This is a genomic window from Amphiplicatus metriothermophilus (genome assembly GCF_900199215.1).
GTDB classification, from domain to species: domain Bacteria; phylum Pseudomonadota; class Alphaproteobacteria; order Caulobacterales; family Parvularculaceae; genus Amphiplicatus; species Amphiplicatus metriothermophilus.
In genome coordinates this window covers 571,794-588,217 of the sequence record NZ_FZQA01000001.1, presented here as the reverse complement: position 1 = coordinate 588,217, position 16,424 = coordinate 571,794, and the positions used below count along the sequence as shown (strand labels likewise).

Sequence of the window (16,424 nt, the reverse complement as noted above, 5' to 3'; positions counted from 1 at the left end):
GCCGAAATGCGCGCCCGCGCGAAGACGCATCAAGCGGGCGCGGCGTTTTACTGCAGCTGGTCGTCGAGCGCGCCGAGATAGGGGCGCACCGCCGCGCGGTCGGCCGGGTCGGCGTCGCGCACCGTCTCCATCATGGCGAAGACCGCCTCCATCTGCGTCTTCATCTCAGGCGGAAGCTGGTCGAGCATGGAGCGGTCCATGGCCGCCATCTGCGCCATGGCTTCGGGATCTTCCTGCGCCATCTTCTCGGCGAGATAGGCAAGGATGATCCGGTCGCCGGTCTCGCCCCAGCTCGCCGGGGTGAAGCCGTGCGGCCTGACGATGCCGGCGAGGCGCGCATGCTCGTCCGGATGGTTCGCGGCGAGCGCTTCGACCGTGTTGGAGAAAGGCGCGAAGGGCTCGCCCAGACGCGGCTGCGTCTGGAGCTTGAGCGCCTCCAGCCGGCCGCTCGCCTCGAGCGCGTCGCCGAACGCCTCGACCTCGGCCATGGTGGCGATGAAGCGCTCGACGGCCTCGCCCTTGAGCGGCGCGCGCGCGACGTCCGGCGCGGCGGCGAACGCCGCGGCGGCGAAGAGGGCGGCGAGGCCGGCGAGCGCGGCGGCGATGATCTTCGGCATGGATTTCTCCCCCTTTGTTTGCGGCGCGAACCGGCGCGCGCTGCGAAGCGAAGCGCGAGCGTAACGCGCATCCGCGCGCCAAGGCAATCGGCGCCGCCGAACCGCGCGCTTAACGCCCGCGGCTTTCGGCCATGGGCGCGCGGTTGGGATTGATCTTTTCGGGCTTGTCCTCGTCCGGAAAGACGAACGCGGCCCGGCGCACGAGGTCGCGCGCCCGCCCGTCGAAGGCGTGCCGGGCATGCCGGCCGTTCCGGTCGACCCAGTGAAAGAAGATATGCGCCGCCCAGCGATTGGGATTGGGCGTCGTGCGCCCGTGCAGATAATTGATCCCGTTGTAGAGAACCGCGTCGCCGACCGACAGCGGCAGATCGTAGAATTTCAGCGTCTCATCGGGCCTGACCGATTCAGCCGGACGCTTTTCGTCGGCGTCGAAATATTTCTCGCTGATGTTGAAGCTCCACAGAAAATCGTCCGCATACCCGAGGGTCAGCGACAGGGCGTGCTCGCAGTTCGGCGCGTCGGAATGGATATGGCACACGTCGCCCTTGCGGTAGACCCGGAAATAGGCGTGGCTCGGCAGCAGGTCCTTGCCGACCGCCGCCGATACGAACGGCGTAAGCCCGTATTGCAGCGTCGCCATCGGCGTGTAGTCGTAGGAATAGCACTCGAAGGCCTTCTTGTCGGTGAGGAACGTCTTGATGTAGTCGCCTTTGTAACTGTCCCAGTCGCCGCCGAGCTCCTTTTGCATCTGATACAGCGTTGCGTCGGCGAGCTCGATCGGCAGCGCCCGTTTCAGCACCGCCCATCCGCGCGCGGCGTATTGCGCGCGGATCGCGGGAATCTCCGCGAAATAATCCATGTCGCGCCCCTTCGTCCCGTCCCGGGCGGGACATTACGCCGGCGCGGCGCCGGGCGCAAAGGCGCCGCGCCGCCGGTTCGTCGCCGATCTTGCCCGTGCCGCCGGTACGCGCGGCGATCGGCTCCTGCCGGCGGCGCCAAAGCGGGGCGTCGCGGCCGCGGGATAATCGAGCCTTGACCCTAGTCGCCCGCCGGCGCGGGCGGGCGCCGGCGGGCCTTGATCTCGCCGCGCCGGCGCTTGTCTTCGAGGCGCTTTTTCTTCGCTGCGGGCGGGACGCGCGTTTTCCGGCGGGGCTTGGCCGGCGCGGCCGCGCGCGCGATGAGCGCGGCGAGGCGCGCGCGGGCGTCCTCGCGGTTTCTTTCGCGCGAGCGGAAGCGACGGGCCTCGATGACGATCTCGCCGTTCTTCGTCATGCGCCGGCCGGCGAGCCGCACGAGCCGCACTTTCACGTCGTTGGCGAGCGACGGCGAATTCAACGCATGAAACCGGAGCTGCACCGCCGTCTCGACCTTGTTGACGTTCTGCCCGCCGGGCCCGGGCGATCGGACGAAGGTTTCGACGAGCTCGGATTCGGGGATGGTCATGTCGCCGATTGAAATCTCCATAAGGCTCAATACACTTCGCCGCGCAGTAACGAAAACGCATTTCAGGGCCATAGCGCTATGACCGACATTTCTCCGGAGCTTCGGGACAAGCTCGACGCCGCCGCCTTTCGGCGATTGGTCTCGCACCTTCAGAATCGCCCGGACGTGCAGAATATCGAGCTGATGATCCTCGCCGATTTCTGCCGCAACTGCCTTGGCGACTGGTGGCGCGCGGCGGCGCAGGCCGAAGGCGTTTCGCTGACGAAAGATGAGGCGCGCGAGCGGATTTACGGCATGCCTTACGCCGAATGGAAAGCAAGATGCCAACGGCAAGCGACCCCGGAACAGATGGCCGCGTTCGAGGCGAGGCGGAAGACCGAAACCTAGATGCGCCCTGCCTTGCTGCAGCGCGCGGCGCGTCGACAAGGCCTCGTCGATCCGATCCCATAACGCGAAAGTGTCATTCCGGGGCGATCCGCAGGATCGAACCCGGAATCCAAAAAACAGCGTCAGCGGCTGGATTCCGGGTTCGCGTCCCTCACCCTGAGGAGGCGCGAAGCGCCGTCTCGAAGGGCGACGCGCCCCGGAATGACAACAACGGATTTTCGTTAAAACAGATCTGGAATCGTAGGGCGGATGGAGCGAAGCGATATCCGCGAGCGGCGCCGGCGCGCAACAGCGGGCGTGGTTGGATCGGAGGCGCACATCGCGCGGATATCGGCCTGACGGCCTCCATCCGCCCTACAAGGGGTCAATCCGGGCTACGCTTGCTTGTTGATGCTTCCGAATGCGCGAAAAGCGCAAGCGCCAAGCCCAATTGAAGTACCTAAACAAATAATAGCGAGAATAGGATCCGATAAAATCACAGGATCAATTATACATATGGATAAGATAATTAAAGCTACCGTTGTCATTATTGACCCAGCAACTATTAAGCCAGGCACTCGAAGCCAGCGTTTGTAAAAACGCTGCCCCTTCTCTGTTTCAAACCAAGAAGCAATTGCAACAAACGGCCAACCGACAAACCCAATAACTGCCCCGGCCAAAACAAGCGCAACCAGAGCCATGAAGGCCCACAAGGCCACACCCCACACCACACCCCACGCATGCAATAACGTGATGAGGATCGCGGCCAGAAGAAGGGCAACTATCAGAAGAAGCAGTTCCATATGGCGCTCACTCCTGCGGCAATGATAGCTTAGAATATTGAGGTTAAAGGTTTGCAAACGTTTATATTGGGCGAGACGTTACAGTCGATCCTCAAATTTCCTGCCCTTGCAAAAGTATCGCTGGTAATAATCGACGATTGCCGCCGGTATTTCCGTTGTCAGCATATCGGGATTGAGATTTTTGTTTTCGATAACAACAAGCAAGTATTTGTGGAAATCAGGCTCTTTCCAGACTTTGCTCGCTTTTTTCCCAAGCGCGAAAAGCCTATCTTGGCTATCGCTAAAAGCATACGGTTTGTCGTTTTTTAGCATCTTTTTCGTTTGCGAATGGCAATCCTTGGCCAACCGAACGCAGTCGGCGGCGGCCGTGCACGAAACGACGCCGTTCGGCACATGAAGTTCGCCCGCCTCATTGAAGCCCACATACATTGACGGTTCCCGGCCGTGTATGAGCGACGCTTGGAGGTGAGCGATGCTTTGCAATTCCCCGCGCAGTTCGGCAGGACAAAGCGCCTTATAAAGCGCGATGACCGCAACCTGAATCTTAACGTGATGGTCCTGAAATTCTACGTTCAGTCGCGATTGCACGGATGAGTCGTTTAATTTACGCCCGAGCGCATTGAAGGCTAATGCGGCCTTGCCTGTCTCTTCTATGGACGCCACCGCCAGAAAATATGCGCGTGCGTAGTATTTCTTTTCGAGAAGCAATTCTGCTTCTTTATATAACGACTCGGCATTTTCCATTGCCGCAGATTGGCACGCCGTTAGCATCTCATTGGAAAAGGTTACATGATGCTTCTTCCGCGGCATTATTCCCTCCTAGCGCCTGCGCCCATGTTCGCGCACGCAATTCGCGGAGCAAAGACCATCCCGCCGAAAACGGCCTGACGGCCTCCATCCACCCTACAGCGCCGCTTTCAGCCGCGCGCTGGCGCGCGCTTTCACGCTTTCCGACTTGAGCTGCCCGCAGGCGGCGAAGATGTCGCGCCCGCGCGGCGTCCGGATCGGCGAGGCGTAGCCGGCGCGCGCGACGATGTCGGCGAAGGCCTCGATGCGCGCCCAGCTGGAGCACTCGTAAGGCGCGCCGGGCCAGGGGTTGAACGGGATGAGGTTGATCTTCGCCGGGATTCCCTTCAGCAGGCGGACGAGTTCGCGCGCCTCGGCGTCCGTGTCGTTGACGCCCTTCAGCATCACATATTCGAAGGTGATGCGCCGCGCGTTGCCGAGGCCCGGATAGGCGCGGCAGGCGTCCATGAGCGCCGCGATCGGATATTTGCGGTTGATCGGCACGAGCGCGTCGCGCAGCGCGTCGTTGGTCGCGTGCAGCGAGATCGCCAGCATCGTCGAGGTCATTTCGCCGAGCCGCGGAATTTCGGGAACCACGCCCGACGTCGACACCGTGATCCGCCGGCGCGAGATGGATACGCCGTCCCCGTCGGAAATGACGTCGATCGCCGCGGCCACGTTTTCGAGATTGTAGAGCGGCTCGCCCATGCCCATGAAGACGATGTTGGACAGCCGCCGGTCCTCGCGGCCCGAAGGCCATTCGCCGAGGTCGTCCTTGACGGCGAGCACCTGGCCGACGATCTCCGCCGCGGTCAGGTTGCGCACCAGCCGTTGCGTGCCGGTGTGGCAGAACGCGCAGGTCAGCGTGCAGCCGACCTGGCTCGACACGCACAGGGCGCCCGCCCGCCCGACGTCGGGAATGAAGACGCATTCGACCTCGATCCCCGGCGCCATCCGGAGCAGATATTTCCGCGTGCCGTCGACGGAGATCCGGCGTTCGACGACTTCCGGGCGCGCGATACGGAACCGCTCGGCGAGCGCGGCGCGCATGTCCTTCGCGATGTCGGTCATGGCGGCGAAATCGGTCGCGCCGTAGTGATAGACCCAGCGCCAGATCTGGCTCGCGCGCATCCTGGCCTTCCTGGCGTCGAGGCCGAAGGCGGCGGCCAGCGCGTCCGCCAGCGCCCGCCGGCCGAGGCCGACCAGATTGATCGGCGCGTCGGCCGGCGGCGCGGCGGCGGGGGATATGAGATCGAGCGCGGTCATAAAACTCCGGCCGCAGCTTACGCGGCCGGGCGGATATAAAGAAGCGCCGCCCCCGGTTCAATGCGCGCCGGCGTTGCGCGGCCGCGCCGCGCATGGTGAAAGAACGCCGAACGCCCTCTCCTTTCGCGCGCCCGCCCGTCTTTTTCGCCCGTTCCCAGCCTGTCGCCCGCATGGCCGTCGAACCCGTTCCCGTCGCCCCCGACGCCGCGCCTGAGCGCCCGGCCCTGCCGCCGCGCGACCGGCGGGCGGCCTTCGCCGTGCTGCTGGCCGGCGTCATGTGCGTCGGCATGGGCCAGACGGTGGTGTTCGCCGTGCTGCCGCCGCTCGCCCGCGAGATCGGCCTCCTCGACTTCCAGGTGGCGGCGATCTTCATGCTCTCGGCGGTTTTCTGGGTGGCGCTGGGGCCGTTCTGGGGCCGGCGCAGCGACCTTTACGGGCGCAAGCCGTTCATCCTGCTGGGGCTGACGGGCTTCGCCGTGTCGATGGCGCTGTTCGCGACCTCGATCCGGCTCGGCCTCGTCGGCGCCATGGGCGGACTCTGGCTTTATGCGCTCATCGTCGCAACCCGCAGCATTTACGGGATCGTCGGCTCGGCGACGCCGGCCGCCGCGCAGGGCTATATCGCGGACCGAACGCCGCCGGCCGAGCGCACGGCGGGAATTTCGGCCTTCTCCGCCGCTTTCGGCCTCGGCGCGATGCTGGGGCCGGGCGTCGGCGGGGCGGCGGCCGCGCTCGGGCCGCTGGCGCCGCTTTACGCCGTGGCCGCGCTCGCCGCGGCGATGATCGTCGTCATCTACTTCTTCCTGCCCGAGCGGCATCAGCCGCCGCCGCGCGGCGAGCGGGCGCGCCTCAGGCTGACCGATGCGCGCCTGCGGCCGTTTCTCGTCTTCGGACTGGCCTTCGGGATCATCAACGCCGTGCCCATTCAGACCACGGCGTTTTACTTCATGGACGTTCTGGCCCTGTCGCCGGAGGCCGCGCCGCAATTCGCCGGCGTCGGCCTGATGGGGGCGTCGATGGCCTCGCTGTTTTCCCAGCTCGTCCTGGTGCAGCGCTTCAACCTGCCGCCGCATCTTCTGATGCGCGCGGCGCCGGCGCTCATCATCGCCGGACACGGGCTGATGATCGTCTCGACCGCGTTCGGCCCGCTCGTCTTCGGCCTCGTGCTGTCGGGGTTGGGCGCCGGCATGGCGCTGCCCGGCTTCGCCGCCGCGGCCTCGCTCGCCGTCGGTCCGCATGAGCAGGGCGCGGCGGCGGGGCTGGCGAACGCCGCGGGCGCGTCCGGATTCATCATCGCGCCGCTCGCGGCCTTCAGCCTTTATGCGCTGGCGCCGCGCGCGCCCTACATGATGACGACGCTGATGGGGCTGGCGCTTCTGGTTTACGCGCTGACGAGCCCGGCGATCCGCGGCGCGGGCCGGCTGCGCTGAGCGACGCGCTCGCTCCGGCTCATAAATCCGGCTCATAAAAGAGAATGTCGCCCGGCTGGCAGTCGAGCTCGCGGCAGATCGCCTCCAGCGTCGAGAAGCGGATCGCCTTCGCCTTGCCGGTTTTCAGGATCGACAGATTGGCGATGGTCACGCCGACTCGCTCGGAAAGCTCCGTGAGCGACATGCCGCGCTCAAGAAGCATCCGATCGAGTTTCACCGTGATCGCCATCGCTAAACCGTCAGATCCTGTTCTTCCTTGAGCCGCGCGCCTTCGCGAAAGGCGGCGGACAGGGCGACGAAGGCGAGCGCCATCAGGGCGCAAAGATAAAAGCCGGTCCGCGACCAGACGCCCTCCGGCGCGCCGAAATGCTGCGCCGACAGCGCGCCGGCGAGGTGAAGGGCGCCCAGAACCCCGGCCGCAGCGCCGGCGCGCAGGAAGCGACCCGCATTCTCTCGCGTAAAAGGCTTTGCGACGGCGGTATCGAGGGCGACGCGCGCCACGTTCTCGCCGATGAGGATGAAAGCCGTCAGAGAGATCAGCTGGCCTGCTGCGCGCGGCAAATCGCCGGCATGTTCGTCAAGCATGAAGGCGAACGCGCGCAACCTGTCCGCCCCGCCCGCCTCGACCAGCCCCGCCGCCGCGAGCAAAGCGAGCGCGAGCAGCACCATGAACAGCTTGACGTAAAAGGAAAGCGTCAGCGCCAGAAGCGTCCCCGGCGCCAACATGTGAAGCCTCGTATCCAGCCAAAAGCGCGGCGTGCGCCAGTCCGGAAAGGCTTCGTGGCGAAACAGCTCGAATATCGTCAGCTTCTTCCTGCTCATACGGTGAGGTCCTGCTCTTCCTTCATGCGCGCGCCTTCGTGGAACACCTCGGCCAGCACGAAGACGGCGGCGATGCCGATCCAGGCGATGAGCTCGATCTTGACGTCGATCTCTGCGCCCGAGACGAGCGAGAAGAAGCCGAAGAAGAGCTTCGCCGCCTCGCCGAACAGCAGCGCATATCCGACCCGCCGAAAGCGGACGGCGTTCTCCTTCACGAAGGGCGAGCCGAAACGCAGCGTGCGGAGAATTTCCAGCAGCCGGTTGACGATGTAGAGCATCACCCCGAAGGTCACGAAGTAATAGACGAGGCGGATGTAATCGCCGCCCTCGATGACGAGATCGCTCTCGACATTCACGCCCTCGACGCGGCTCGCCAGCTCCAGAAGCGCCGGCCCGAGCGGCAGCATGACCGCCGCAATCGCCAGGCCCGCGAAGGCGACGAAGATGACGACGCGGACGATGTGAAGGCCTGCGGCCAGAATGGAGGCCAAGGAGCCTTTTCCGAGCGCTTTCATGACGGCGCCTCTCGCGTGGGTCGGTTCCGCGGCGCCGGATCGGCGCCGCCGGGCTTCGGGGGCGAAGCCCGGCTCAGAACCCGGCTCAGAATATGACGAAGCCGCAAAGAACGCGCCGGCAGTCGGCCGCGGACGGTCCGCCTTCGCGATCCGCCGCGGTCGGGGCCGCGGCGGCGAGAAGCGCGAGAAGCGCGGCGGCCGCCAGCCCCGCCGCCGCGCGGGCGAGGATCGCCGGCATTACGCGACCCCGGCGAAAGAGCCGAGCGCCGACAGATAGCCGACGCCGATGACGATGACGGCCAGTGCGGCGATCGAGACATTGACAAACTGGCCGAGGCTGGTGAAACTGGCGGGTGAAACGTGATTGCGGGACATTTGGGCTCTCCTGAGTTCCTGTGTTGCGCGAAGGCGTTTGGCTGTTTTCCTGAGCGGCGCGGGCTTCGCCCCCGCCGCTCTTTTTTCTTCCGGCTCCGTTTCTGACGGTCTTGCCGGTCTTTGGCTTGCGGCGGTTCGTCCGTCGTCTCGTTGATTATCGATATACACTTATCGAAAAACGATGCAAGACCTTTTTTGCCGAAAATCGATAATTTTTTTTCGAAAAAGGATAAGGGAGGCGGCGGAATGGCGCGAAAACTCGATCCGGGACAGTTGGTGATCGCCAGTCACAACGCCGGAAAGGTAAGGGAAATCAATGAATTGCTCGCTCCTTTCGGAATCGGGGCGACGAGCGCCGCCAGTCTCGCCCTGCCCGAGCCGGAAGAGACCGCCGACAGCTTCGCCGGCAACGCGCTTTTGAAGGCGCGGACCGCCGCGGAGGCTTCAGGCCTGCCGGCGCTGGCCGACGATTCCGGTCTGGAGGTCGCCGCGCTCGCCGACGCGCCAGGAATTTATTCGGCCCGCTGGGCCGGACCGGAGAAGGACTTCGCCAAAGCCATGGCGAAGGTCGAGGCCGCCCTCGCCGAGATCGGCGCGGAGGACCGCCGCGCGCGTTTCGTCTGCGCGCTGGCGCTGGCCTGGCCTGACGGCCATGCGGAGGTTTTCGAAGGCGAGGCGCGCGGAAGCGTCGTCTTTCCCCCGCGTGGCGACAGGGGCTTCGGCTATGATCCGATCTTCCTGCCCGACGGCGAGAGCGAGACCTTCGGCGAGATGGACCCGGCCAGGAAACACGCCCTGTCCCACCGGGCGCAGGCCTTCGCCAAGCTCGTCGCGGCGTGCCTCGAATGAATCCGGCCTGCGCCCTCGCCACGCCGACTTTTCGGGCTTTGTGCGCTACTGTTTTTCAGCCCGTCAGGAATTCTCGATGAGAATCGCTCAGGCCCTGCGCCGCCTTGCCCTTTTCTCCGCGTTCGCCGCAGCATCGGCCACGCTTGCCGCCGCGCAGGAGGCGCCGGCGCCGAGCCTCGAGCCGGCCGGCGAGAATGTCTGGATTCACAAAAGCTACGCCGTGATCGAGCCGTGGGGGCCGGTTCTCTCGCAGGGTCTTGTCGTGCGGACCGAGGCGGGCGTCACGCTGGTCGACACGGCATGGAACGATGCAGACACCGAAGCCCTGCTGGCGTTGATCGAGGACGCGCTGGGCGAAAAACCATCGCTCGCCGTGCTCACCCACGCCCATGCAGACAAGATGGGCGGATCAGGCGCGCTCGAAAAAGCGGTCATTGCAAGCCTCGCCCATGCGTTGTCGAACGCCGACGCGCCAGTCCGCGGCCTCGCCCCGGCCCGGCGCGGCGAGCCGGCCGCGCCGGGCGAAGCTCTCTCGGCGCCGGAGATTCCTGATGATCTTGTCGTCTTCTATCCCGGTCCCGGCCACGCGCGTGACAACATCGTCGTTTATCATCGACCGTCGAAGGTTTTATTCGGCGGCTGCCTGATCCGGCCGGCCGACGCGAGCAGCCTGGGCAACACTGCGGACGCCGACATCGCGAACTGGGCGAACGCGGTACGGGCGGTCGCGGCGCGCTTTCCCGAAGCCGAAACCGTGATCCCGAGCCATGGCTCTGCGGGCGGACGAGCGCTGTTCGACCATACGATCGCGCTGGCGGAAACGGCCGCAAATGAGCAATAGCAAGGCGCAGCTCGGCGTTTACGTCCACTGGCCCTATTGCGCGCGCATCTGCCCTTATTGCGACTTCAACGTCTACAGGACCCGCGACATCGACGCCGGGCGCTGGCGGGCGGCGCTCATCCGCGACCTCGAATATTGGCGCGCGCGTACAGGACCTCGCAGACTTGCGAGTCTGTATTTCGGCGGCGGCACGCCGTCGCTCGCGTCGATCGAAGTCGTCGAGGGCGTCATCGACGCCTGCGAACGGCTCTGGGGCTTCGAGAACGGGCCGGAGATAACGCTCGAGGCCAATCCGACGGATGCGGCGCGGTCGCGATTTCAGGCGTTCGCCCGCGCCGGCGTCAACCGGCTTTCCTTGGGCGTGCAGTCCTTCGACGACGCCGCGCTCGCCTTTCTGGGCCGCGACCATGACGGCGCGGCCGCCCGGCGCGCCGTCGAGGCGGCGCTGTCGAGCTTTCCGCGCGCGAGCTTCGATCTGATCTACGCCCTGCCCGATCAAACCGAAGACGCCTGGCGCGCGGCCCTGCGCGCCGCGCTGAGAACCGGGGTCCGGCATTTATCGCTTTATCAGCTGACGATCGAACCGGGCACGGCCTTCGAGAGGGCGGTCGCGCGCGGGCGCTGGCGCCCGCCGGACGACGGTCTCGCCGCGGCGCTTTACGACATCGCGCAGGAAGAGACCGCCGCGGCGGGCCTCGCCGCCTATGAAATCTCCAACCACGCCGCGCCCGGCGAGGAGTCCCGCCACAATCTGCTTTACTGGCGTTATCAGGACTATGTCGGCGTCGGGCCGGGCGCGCATGGCCGGCTGCGGGCGGACGGGCGGCGCATCGCCGTCGAGATCCGTCCGCATCCGGAAGATTATCTCGCCGCGGTCGAGCGCGAAGGCTGCGGGGCGGCTTCGGTCGAGGCGCTGGACGCCGAGGCGGTCCTGATCGAGCGACTCTCCATGGGCCTGCGCCTCGCCGAAGGCGTCATTCTGGATGCGGAAGACCTCGCCGCGCTGGGCCCGCGCGCGGCCCGCCTCGACGCGCTCGCCCGCGAGGGGCTTGTCGCGCGCGACGGCGCGCGCCTCGCCGCCACGGCCGAGGGCCGGCGCCTGCTCGACGCGCTGCTCGCGCGGATTCTCGCCTGAAGAACGCGCGCCATTGACGCCGGGGCGCGGCGCGGGCGATCAAGGGCGCGGCTTTGGGAGAGCGCCATGTCCGACGCGAGCGCCTTCGACGACATCGGCCATATCATCCAGCTCTCCGTGGCGCCGGTCTTTCTGCTGGTGGCCATCGGCTCGATGCTCAACGTGATGACCGCCCGCCTCGGGCGCATCATCGACCGGGCGCGCCGGCTCGAGGAAGACCTTTCCGGCGATCTCGACGAGTCCGCCCGCGCGCGCAGCGTCGGCGAGCTCAAGGCGCTCGACCGGCGGATGCTCTACGCCAATGCGGCGATCAATCTGAGCGCGGCCGCCGCGCTGCTCATCGCCTTCGTCGTCGCGCTCATGTTCGTGGGCGGGCTCGCCGGCGCCGACACGTTGATCCCCATCGCGGTCCTGTTCGTGCTCGCCATGATCGGCGTGATCGCCGCTCTGTGCGCCTTCCTCGCCGAGATTTCGATCGCCACGCGCACCGTGCGGGTGCGCGCCGAGCTGATGCGGAAATGAAACGGCGCCCGCAGTACATGTCCGCAGGCGCCGTCTTCTCTCCCCGAGGCCAGGCTTCCACCGGTCGGCCGGCACTCTCCCGATCGCGACGTTAGGCCTTGCGCGCGCGCGGCTATAGGAAAAATTGGCCGTCCTGGCGGCCGGCGGTTAAAGGGCCGCAGCGCGCACGGAGGGGACCTGCACGCGACGCTTGGCGAGGATGGTCGAGGCGAGCTCCGCATGACGGTCCGCGAAGGCTTTCGGCGTCGCCCCGACGAACGCCTTGAATTCCTTGATGAAGTGCGACTGGTCGTAAAAGCTCGGCCCGGCCGCGTCGAGCCAGGTCCGCGCCCCGCCGAACAGGATGCGGTCGGCCGCGCGCAAGGCCCGGTATTTGCGTTGCAGCACCTTCGGCGAAGCGCCGAAATACTGCTTGGCGATGCGGTCGATCTGACGGCGGGAGACGTCCATCATCCCCGCCAGGGCGTCGATGTCGAGATCGTCGCCGTCGGTCAGCCAGCTTTCGAAAGCGTCCGGATACGGACGGCTGAGCCGCGCGCCGAACCTGTCCAGCATATAGGCGAAATAGCGATCCGCCGCCGCCGCCATCTCGGGCAGCCCGGACGCATTGCGGATCTCCTCGGCGGCGGCCAACGCCGACGGGCCGGCGACGGCGCTGAAATCGATGACCATGTCGGCGAGTTCGGCCGCGCTCACGCCTAGCAGCGCGCGCCAGCCGCGCGGCAGCACGCCGACGCCGAAAGCGCGCAGGCCCGCCCCCGCCTCCATGCGATAGGCCCCCATGGTCGGGCCGACCAGCGTGATCGGCGAGAAAGGCGCGACGGCGCCGTTGCGCATGACGAAGCGGCCCGTTCCGGCGATCAGGCAGCGCACATTGCCGAGTTCGGCCGACATGGGCTGGGCCACGGGCCCGTCGCTCTCGAACAGGTAATAAACGCGCACATAGTCGCGCAGGTCCGCCCGCGGGAGATGATACGCCAGTCGCATGTTTTTCCGGCGCGCCCACGCCGCCCCTTGCGGGGCCAGCATAGCCGATCACGCATCCGTGAAAAATCGAAAGATTCTGCGCAGTTAATCGATCATCAAACTTCGCGCCGTCCGCCGCGGGGACGGCCTTCAGTCGTATATCGTAAACGGTCGGAACGCCCCCTTGCGCCCGCCCCGTCAGACAAGCAGCTTTTCGATGGTCGCGCGCTGCGCGAGCAGCGCCTGGCGGCCCTGTTCGACGAACTCGTCGGCGCGGTCGAAGGCGGTGGGCAGGGCGTCGCGCATGTCGGGCTTGAGCAGCACGTCCGGCGGATCGAGCGCCGCACGGGCCCGAGCGAGATGCATCTGGAAGATGTCCGCCGCCGCATAGGCCGTCTCGAACAGGCGCGGGCGCGACTCGGCCTTGACGCGCGCCGCCTCGATCTGGCGGTCGATCATGCGCCGGGTCTCCTCGATCAGCTTGCCGACGGCCCGCGACAGGCTTTCCGTCTGGGCCGACGGGCCGTCGCCCGCCGCCGGCTGCGAAACGGGCCGATTCTGCTCTGCGAGGATCTTCGGGCTGAATCGCTCGAGCACCCGCGGCACGGCGTTGAGATCGACGGCGACCACGACGTCCGCGCCGAGATGGCGCGCCAGCGAGACCGGCGCGGGATCGGCCACTGCGCCGTCGATCAACCAGCGGCCCTCGCGGCGCACGGCATGGAATATCACCGGAATGGCGCAGGAGGCGCGGGCGGCCTCGATCACGGAGCCTTCGGTGAGCCACACCTCCTCGCCGGTGCCGAGATCGGCCGCGACCGCGCCGAACTTCACCGGCAGATCCTCGATATTGCGGTCGTAGACGCGGAACGCGCTGAAGGCGGGCGCAGTGTTGACCAGACCGCCGCGCGAGACGGAGAAGCCGAAACTCTGCAACGCCGACAAGGGCTTCAGCTCGCGCGCCCAGGCCTCGAAATCTTCAAGACAGCCGAGCACGTAGGCCCCGCCGACGAGCGCGCCGACCGAGCAGCCGGCGATCACGTCGGGCTTGACGCCGATCTCGGCGAGCCCGCGCAGGACGCCCACATGCGCCCAGCCGCGCGCCGCGCCGGAGCCCAGCACCAGCCCGAGTTTTCTCGCCAGAGCCGCTTCTCCGTATAAGGACTTCTCGTCGCGGCGAGATTGCCCTGCGCCCGGCCCGACGTCAACGGCCGAGACTCAGGCGCGCGGCCGGCGAAGCGCCGGCCGCGGCCGTCCCCGTCTTATCGGCCGCGCTTGGCGACCCAAGCGGAGAACTCGGCCTCGGAAAGCTCGCCCGAGCCGTCGGCGTCGTATTTCGCGAAGTCTTCCTCCGTCGCATCCGGGATCGCCGCCTGGACTTCCTGAAGCGACAGCCCGCCGGAGCCGTCCCGATCGAGGGCGGGGAAATCCGTCCCCTGCGCGTGCGCCGCGCCGGCGAGGAAGGCGAAAACGAAAGCGACAGGGATAAGCCTGTTCATGATGGGCCTCCTTTTCTCATTGATGCGGCGCGGGCGCCAGCCCCTCCGCGCCGCTTCCATTCGTCTGCATGCTTTTGACTGGCCCGCCGACTCTATGAACGGGCCGGAGAGGAGAAAACCCGCCTACGGATTAAACAAGCGTCAGCATAATTTTTCGAAAGGCTCGCGCCCGAGATTCCGGGCGTTCGCGCCTCGACGCGAGACAGCCTTGACGAATATTTAATCGGCGGCAGGGAAGGCTTGCGCGGCGGCGCCGGCCGGCTCACATTACGCGCGGGAAAGAAAGGCGGGGACGGCGACTAACATGGCTGCGTTCGACCTTCTCATCAAGCGGGCCAAGATTTTCGACGGCCATGGCGGCGACCCGGTCGTGGGCGACGTGGCGCTGAAAGACGGCCATGTCTCGGCGCGCGGGCGCAATCTGCCGGACGACATCGCCGACGAGGTGATCGACGCCGAAGGGCTGTGGCTGATGCCCGGCCTTCTCGACATCCACACCCATTACGATCTCGAGGTCGAGCTGTCGCCGGGCCTGCCGGAATCCGTCCGTCACGGGACGACCACGGCGGTCGTGTCCAACTGCTCGCTGGGCCTTGCGTTCGGCAACCTGCGCCGGAACGGCGAGGACCCGGTGGTCGACTGTTTCGCGCGGGTGGAGAACGTGCCCAAGCCCGTGCTCGCGCGCGTGGCCGAGCGCGCCAGCTGGACGGACTCGAAGGATTATCTCGATCATCTCGACAGCCTCAATCTCGGGCCGAACATCGTTCCCATGATCCCTTATTCCATGCTGCGCATCGCGGCGATGGGAACGAACGCCGCCGTGACCCGCCCCGCCGAGGCCGGCGAGATCGCCCAGATGGAGCGACTTCTCGAAAAGGGCATGCGCGAAGGATATGTCGGCTTTTCCACCGACGGCCTGCCGTTCCATTATCTCGCAAACGATCCGAACCGGGACAAAAAGATCCCGTCGCAATACGCGTCCTTCGCCGAACTGAAACGCCTTTTGTCGATCGTGCGCAGTTACGGTCGCGTGTGGCAGGCGACGCCGCCGACCGAAAATCCGTGGAAAGTGTTCCGCGCCTTCCTGCTGACCAGCGGCCGGCTATACGGCAAGCCCCTGAAGACGACGGCCGTCGCCGCACTCGATCTGCGCTCCAATCGCAACGTCATCCGCAGCGCCTATCTGCTTTCGCGTCTGCTCAACTCGAAGCTGCTCGACGGGCGCTTCGCGCTGCAGACGCTCGCCGCGCGCTTCAAAGTCTGGGCGGACGGGCCGATCACGCCCCTCGCCGAGGAGATCCCGGTTCTGCGCGAGTTGATGACGCCCGACCTCGAGGACCGCGCCGGCCGCCAGCGCCTTTACGACGACCCGGAATACGAGGCGCGCTTCAAGGCGATGTGGCGCACGGGCAAGACCGGCTTCAATCCGGCGCGCCTGAAGCGCCTGTTGCGGCTCGAGGACATGGCGCTGCGCCGCGAGCTGAGCGAGATGGTCGTGGAGTCCTGCCCGGTCCCCTCCTGGGCGGGCGAGAGCTTTGCGGCGATTTTCGCACGCCTGAAGCGCTTTCAGGAGACCGGCAAGGGCGCGCGCGACGGCGAAGAGCAGGCGGTTTTCGAGCGCTTCCCGCCTGTGGCGGACGACGCGGATTTCGTCTTCCACCTTTTGAAGATGTGGGACCGCGAGCTTTACTGGTGGACGATCAGCGCGAACGCCGACGAAAAGCGCCTGCGCCAGCTGACCATGGACCCGCTCTTCCTGCCGGGCTTCTCCGACTCCGGCGCGCATCTGACCAATCTCGCCTTTTACGACGTGAATCTCCGGGCGCTGAAGATCGCCATGGAGGAGAAGGGAGAGCCGGGCGTCGCCTGGATGGTCCGCCGGCTGACCCGCGATCCGGCGATGCTGTTCAACATCGAGGCAGGCTCTATCGACCCCGGCGATCAAGCCGACGTCGTGCTGATCGACCCCAAGGCGCTCGCCCGCTATGACGGCGAAGCGGCGACGCGGCGCATCTGGCGCGAAACCTTGCAGAACGATCAGCTCGTGAACCGTTCAGACGGCGTCGTGACCCACGTCTTCATCCGCGGGCGCGCAGTATGGAAGGACGGCGCCTTCACGCCCGCCTTCGAGCGCGAAAAGCTCGGCCGGGTTCTCAAGGCGCGCAACGCCGCGGGCGCATAGGGCGGCG

Annotated in this window: 21 protein-coding genes; 7 read left to right on the top strand and 14 right to left on the bottom strand. The window is 66.3% G+C overall.

The window, feature by feature from the left end; all coding sequences use genetic code 11:
• Positions 1-47 precede the first annotated feature (47 nt).
• From CHB64_RS02915 to arfB, 3 genes are all read right to left on the bottom strand, one after another.
• On the bottom strand, positions 48-617 hold the full coding sequence (locus CHB64_RS02915; protein WP_089411071.1) for a hypothetical protein: 570 nt from the start codon (positions 615-617) through the stop codon (positions 48-50).
• A gap of 109 nt (positions 618-726) precedes the next feature.
• Positions 727-1,476 (bottom strand): hypothetical protein, encoded by a 750-nt coding sequence (locus CHB64_RS02910; RefSeq protein ID WP_089411070.1) that lies wholly within the window; start codon positions 1,474-1,476, stop codon positions 727-729.
• Between the two features lie 179 nt (positions 1,477-1,655).
• Entirely contained in the window at positions 1,656-2,081 is a 426-nt protein-coding gene (gene arfB, locus CHB64_RS02905; RefSeq protein WP_089411069.1) for an alternative ribosome rescue aminoacyl-tRNA hydrolase ArfB, read from the bottom strand.
• Positions 2,082-2,138: 57 nt separating this feature from the next.
• Here arfB and CHB64_RS02900 point away from each other — a divergent pair, with 57 nt between their 5' ends.
• Positions 2,139-2,447, top strand: coding sequence for a DUF1244 domain-containing protein (locus CHB64_RS02900; protein WP_089411068.1), 309 nt, complete (start codon positions 2,139-2,141; stop codon positions 2,445-2,447).
• A 374-nt stretch (positions 2,448-2,821) separates the two neighbouring features.
• On the opposite strand, the gene CHB64_RS15020 is transcribed toward CHB64_RS02900, so the two are convergent.
• From CHB64_RS15020 to rlmN, 3 genes are all read right to left on the bottom strand, one after another.
• Positions 2,822-3,229, bottom strand: coding sequence for a hypothetical protein (locus CHB64_RS15020; RefSeq protein WP_143265926.1), 408 nt, complete (start codon positions 3,227-3,229; stop codon positions 2,822-2,824).
• Between the two features lie 78 nt (positions 3,230-3,307).
• The gene (locus CHB64_RS02895) at positions 3,308-4,039 is read right to left on the bottom strand and encodes an AbiV family abortive infection protein (RefSeq protein WP_089411067.1); all 732 of its coding nucleotides are present in this window, start codon (positions 4,037-4,039) and stop codon (positions 3,308-3,310) included.
• 93 nt (positions 4,040-4,132) lie between these two features.
• A complete protein-coding gene (gene rlmN / locus CHB64_RS02890; RefSeq protein ID WP_089411066.1) occupies positions 4,133-5,281 on the bottom strand; it encodes a 23S rRNA (adenine(2503)-C(2))-methyltransferase RlmN in 1,149 nt (382 codons plus the stop codon).
• A 170-nt stretch (positions 5,282-5,451) separates the two neighbouring features.
• Between rlmN and CHB64_RS02885 the strand changes: the two genes are divergently transcribed.
• Positions 5,452-6,711, top strand: coding sequence for an MFS transporter (locus CHB64_RS02885; RefSeq protein WP_159462394.1), 1,260 nt, complete (start codon positions 5,452-5,454; stop codon positions 6,709-6,711).
• 19 nt (positions 6,712-6,730) lie between these two features.
• On the opposite strand, the gene CHB64_RS02880 is transcribed toward CHB64_RS02885, so the two are convergent.
• The 5 genes from CHB64_RS02880 to CHB64_RS15210 form a co-directional block, all read right to left on the bottom strand.
• On the bottom strand, positions 6,731-6,940 hold the full coding sequence (locus tag CHB64_RS02880; protein WP_089411064.1) for a helix-turn-helix domain-containing protein: 210 nt from the start codon (positions 6,938-6,940) through the stop codon (positions 6,731-6,733).
• A 2-nt stretch (positions 6,941-6,942) separates the two neighbouring features.
• Complete coding sequence (locus tag CHB64_RS02875) at positions 6,943-7,533, bottom strand: DUF2975 domain-containing protein (RefSeq protein WP_089411063.1); 591 nt, start codon at positions 7,531-7,533, stop codon at positions 6,943-6,945.
• Positions 7,530-8,048, bottom strand: a complete 519-nt coding sequence (locus CHB64_RS02870; RefSeq protein ID WP_089411062.1) for a DUF2975 domain-containing protein — start codon at positions 8,046-8,048, stop codon at positions 7,530-7,532. Before CHB64_RS02870 ends, CHB64_RS02875 begins: the two co-directional genes overlap by 4 nt.
• Before the next feature lie 85 nt (positions 8,049-8,133).
• Positions 8,134-8,286 (bottom strand): hypothetical protein, encoded by a 153-nt coding sequence (locus tag CHB64_RS15215; RefSeq protein WP_159462393.1) that lies wholly within the window; start codon positions 8,284-8,286, stop codon positions 8,134-8,136.
• Positions 8,286-8,423 (bottom strand): hypothetical protein, encoded by a 138-nt coding sequence (locus CHB64_RS15210; RefSeq protein ID WP_159462392.1) that lies wholly within the window; start codon positions 8,421-8,423, stop codon positions 8,286-8,288. Before CHB64_RS15210 ends, CHB64_RS15215 begins: the two co-directional genes overlap by 1 nt.
• Before the next feature lie 246 nt (positions 8,424-8,669).
• On the opposite strand from CHB64_RS15210, the gene rdgB reads away from it, so the two are divergent.
• The 4 genes from rdgB to CHB64_RS02850 all read left to right on the top strand — a co-directional run bounded on the left by rdgB (position 8,670) and on the right by CHB64_RS02850 (position 11,770).
• Complete coding sequence (gene rdgB, locus CHB64_RS02865) at positions 8,670-9,272, top strand: RdgB/HAM1 family non-canonical purine NTP pyrophosphatase (RefSeq protein WP_089411447.1); 603 nt, start codon at positions 8,670-8,672, stop codon at positions 9,270-9,272.
• A gap of 76 nt (positions 9,273-9,348) precedes the next feature.
• Entirely contained in the window at positions 9,349-10,113 is a 765-nt protein-coding gene (bla, locus tag CHB64_RS02860) for a subclass B1 metallo-beta-lactamase (RefSeq protein WP_089411061.1), read from the top strand.
• Entirely contained in the window at positions 10,103-11,248 is a 1,146-nt protein-coding gene (gene hemW / locus CHB64_RS02855) for a radical SAM family heme chaperone HemW (protein WP_089411060.1), read from the top strand. The genes bla and hemW overlap by 11 nt, the downstream gene beginning before the upstream one ends.
• 66 nt (positions 11,249-11,314) lie before the next feature.
• Positions 11,315-11,770 (top strand): DUF2721 domain-containing protein, encoded by a 456-nt coding sequence (locus tag CHB64_RS02850; RefSeq protein WP_089411059.1) that lies wholly within the window; start codon positions 11,315-11,317, stop codon positions 11,768-11,770.
• Positions 11,771-11,917: 147 nt separating this feature from the next.
• Here CHB64_RS02850 and CHB64_RS02845 read toward each other — a convergent pair whose 3' ends face one another.
• The 3 genes from CHB64_RS02845 to CHB64_RS02835 all read right to left on the bottom strand — a co-directional run bounded on the left by CHB64_RS02845 (position 11,918) and on the right by CHB64_RS02835 (position 14,235).
• Complete coding sequence (locus CHB64_RS02845) at positions 11,918-12,757, bottom strand: AraC family transcriptional regulator (protein ID WP_159462391.1); 840 nt, start codon at positions 12,755-12,757, stop codon at positions 11,918-11,920.
• 177 nt (positions 12,758-12,934) lie between these two features.
• Positions 12,935-13,858, bottom strand: a complete 924-nt coding sequence (locus CHB64_RS15645; RefSeq protein ID WP_089411057.1) for a patatin-like phospholipase family protein — start codon at positions 13,856-13,858, stop codon at positions 12,935-12,937.
• Between the two features lie 140 nt (positions 13,859-13,998).
• Complete coding sequence (locus tag CHB64_RS02835) at positions 13,999-14,235, bottom strand: EF-hand domain-containing protein (protein WP_143265925.1); 237 nt, start codon at positions 14,233-14,235, stop codon at positions 13,999-14,001.
• 304 nt (positions 14,236-14,539) lie between these two features.
• Here CHB64_RS02835 and CHB64_RS02830 point away from each other — a divergent pair, with 304 nt between their 5' ends.
• A complete protein-coding gene (locus tag CHB64_RS02830; RefSeq protein WP_089411055.1) occupies positions 14,540-16,417 on the top strand; it encodes an N-acyl-D-amino-acid deacylase family protein in 1,878 nt (625 codons plus the stop codon).
• The last annotated feature ends 7 nt before the right edge of the window (positions 16,418-16,424 follow it).

Bases quoted from the DNA above. Each gene is read 5' to 3' on its own strand.
- CHB64_RS02850 (WP_089411059.1), top strand. From the start codon at position 11,315: ATGTCCGACGCGAGCGCCTTCGACGACATCGGCCATATCATCCAGCTC.
- rlmN (WP_089411066.1), bottom strand. From the start codon at position 5,281: ATGACCGCGCTCGATCTCATATCCCCCGCCGCCGCGCCGCCGGCCGAC.
- CHB64_RS02880 (WP_089411064.1), bottom strand. From the start codon at position 6,940: ATGGCGATCACGGTGAAACTCGATCGGATGCTTCTTGAGCGCGGCATG.
- CHB64_RS02870 (WP_089411062.1), bottom strand. From the start codon at position 8,048: ATGAAAGCGCTCGGAAAAGGCTCCTTGGCCTCCATTCTGGCCGCAGGC.
- CHB64_RS02835 (WP_143265925.1), bottom strand. From the start codon at position 14,235: ATGAACAGGCTTATCCCTGTCGCTTTCGTTTTCGCCTTCCTCGCCGGC.
- CHB64_RS15215 (WP_159462393.1), bottom strand. From the start codon at position 8,286: ATGCCGGCGATCCTCGCCCGCGCGGCGGCGGGGCTGGCGGCCGCCGCG.
- CHB64_RS02910 (WP_089411070.1), bottom strand. From the start codon at position 1,476: ATGGATTATTTCGCGGAGATTCCCGCGATCCGCGCGCAATACGCCGCG.
- rdgB (WP_089411447.1), top strand. From the start codon at position 8,670: ATGGCGCGAAAACTCGATCCGGGACAGTTGGTGATCGCCAGTCACAAC.
- CHB64_RS02885 (WP_159462394.1), top strand. From the start codon at position 5,452: ATGGCCGTCGAACCCGTTCCCGTCGCCCCCGACGCCGCGCCTGAGCGC.
- bla (WP_089411061.1), top strand. From the start codon at position 9,349: ATGAGAATCGCTCAGGCCCTGCGCCGCCTTGCCCTTTTCTCCGCGTTC.
- CHB64_RS02900 (WP_089411068.1), top strand. From the start codon at position 2,139: ATGACCGACATTTCTCCGGAGCTTCGGGACAAGCTCGACGCCGCCGCC.
- arfB (WP_089411069.1), bottom strand. From the start codon at position 2,081: ATGGAGATTTCAATCGGCGACATGACCATCCCCGAATCCGAGCTCGTC.
- hemW (WP_089411060.1), top strand. From the start codon at position 10,103: ATGAGCAATAGCAAGGCGCAGCTCGGCGTTTACGTCCACTGGCCCTAT.
- CHB64_RS15020 (WP_143265926.1), bottom strand. From the start codon at position 3,229: ATGGAACTGCTTCTTCTGATAGTTGCCCTTCTTCTGGCCGCGATCCTC.
- CHB64_RS02830 (WP_089411055.1), top strand. From the start codon at position 14,540: ATGGCTGCGTTCGACCTTCTCATCAAGCGGGCCAAGATTTTCGACGGC.
- CHB64_RS02915 (WP_089411071.1), bottom strand. From the start codon at position 617: ATGCCGAAGATCATCGCCGCCGCGCTCGCCGGCCTCGCCGCCCTCTTC.
- CHB64_RS02845 (WP_159462391.1), bottom strand. From the start codon at position 12,757: ATGCGACTGGCGTATCATCTCCCGCGGGCGGACCTGCGCGACTATGTG.
- CHB64_RS15210 (WP_159462392.1), bottom strand. From the start codon at position 8,423: ATGTCCCGCAATCACGTTTCACCCGCCAGTTTCACCAGCCTCGGCCAG.
- CHB64_RS02875 (WP_089411063.1), bottom strand. From the start codon at position 7,533: ATGAGCAGGAAGAAGCTGACGATATTCGAGCTGTTTCGCCACGAAGCC.
- CHB64_RS02895 (WP_089411067.1), bottom strand. From the start codon at position 4,039: ATGCCGCGGAAGAAGCATCATGTAACCTTTTCCAATGAGATGCTAACG.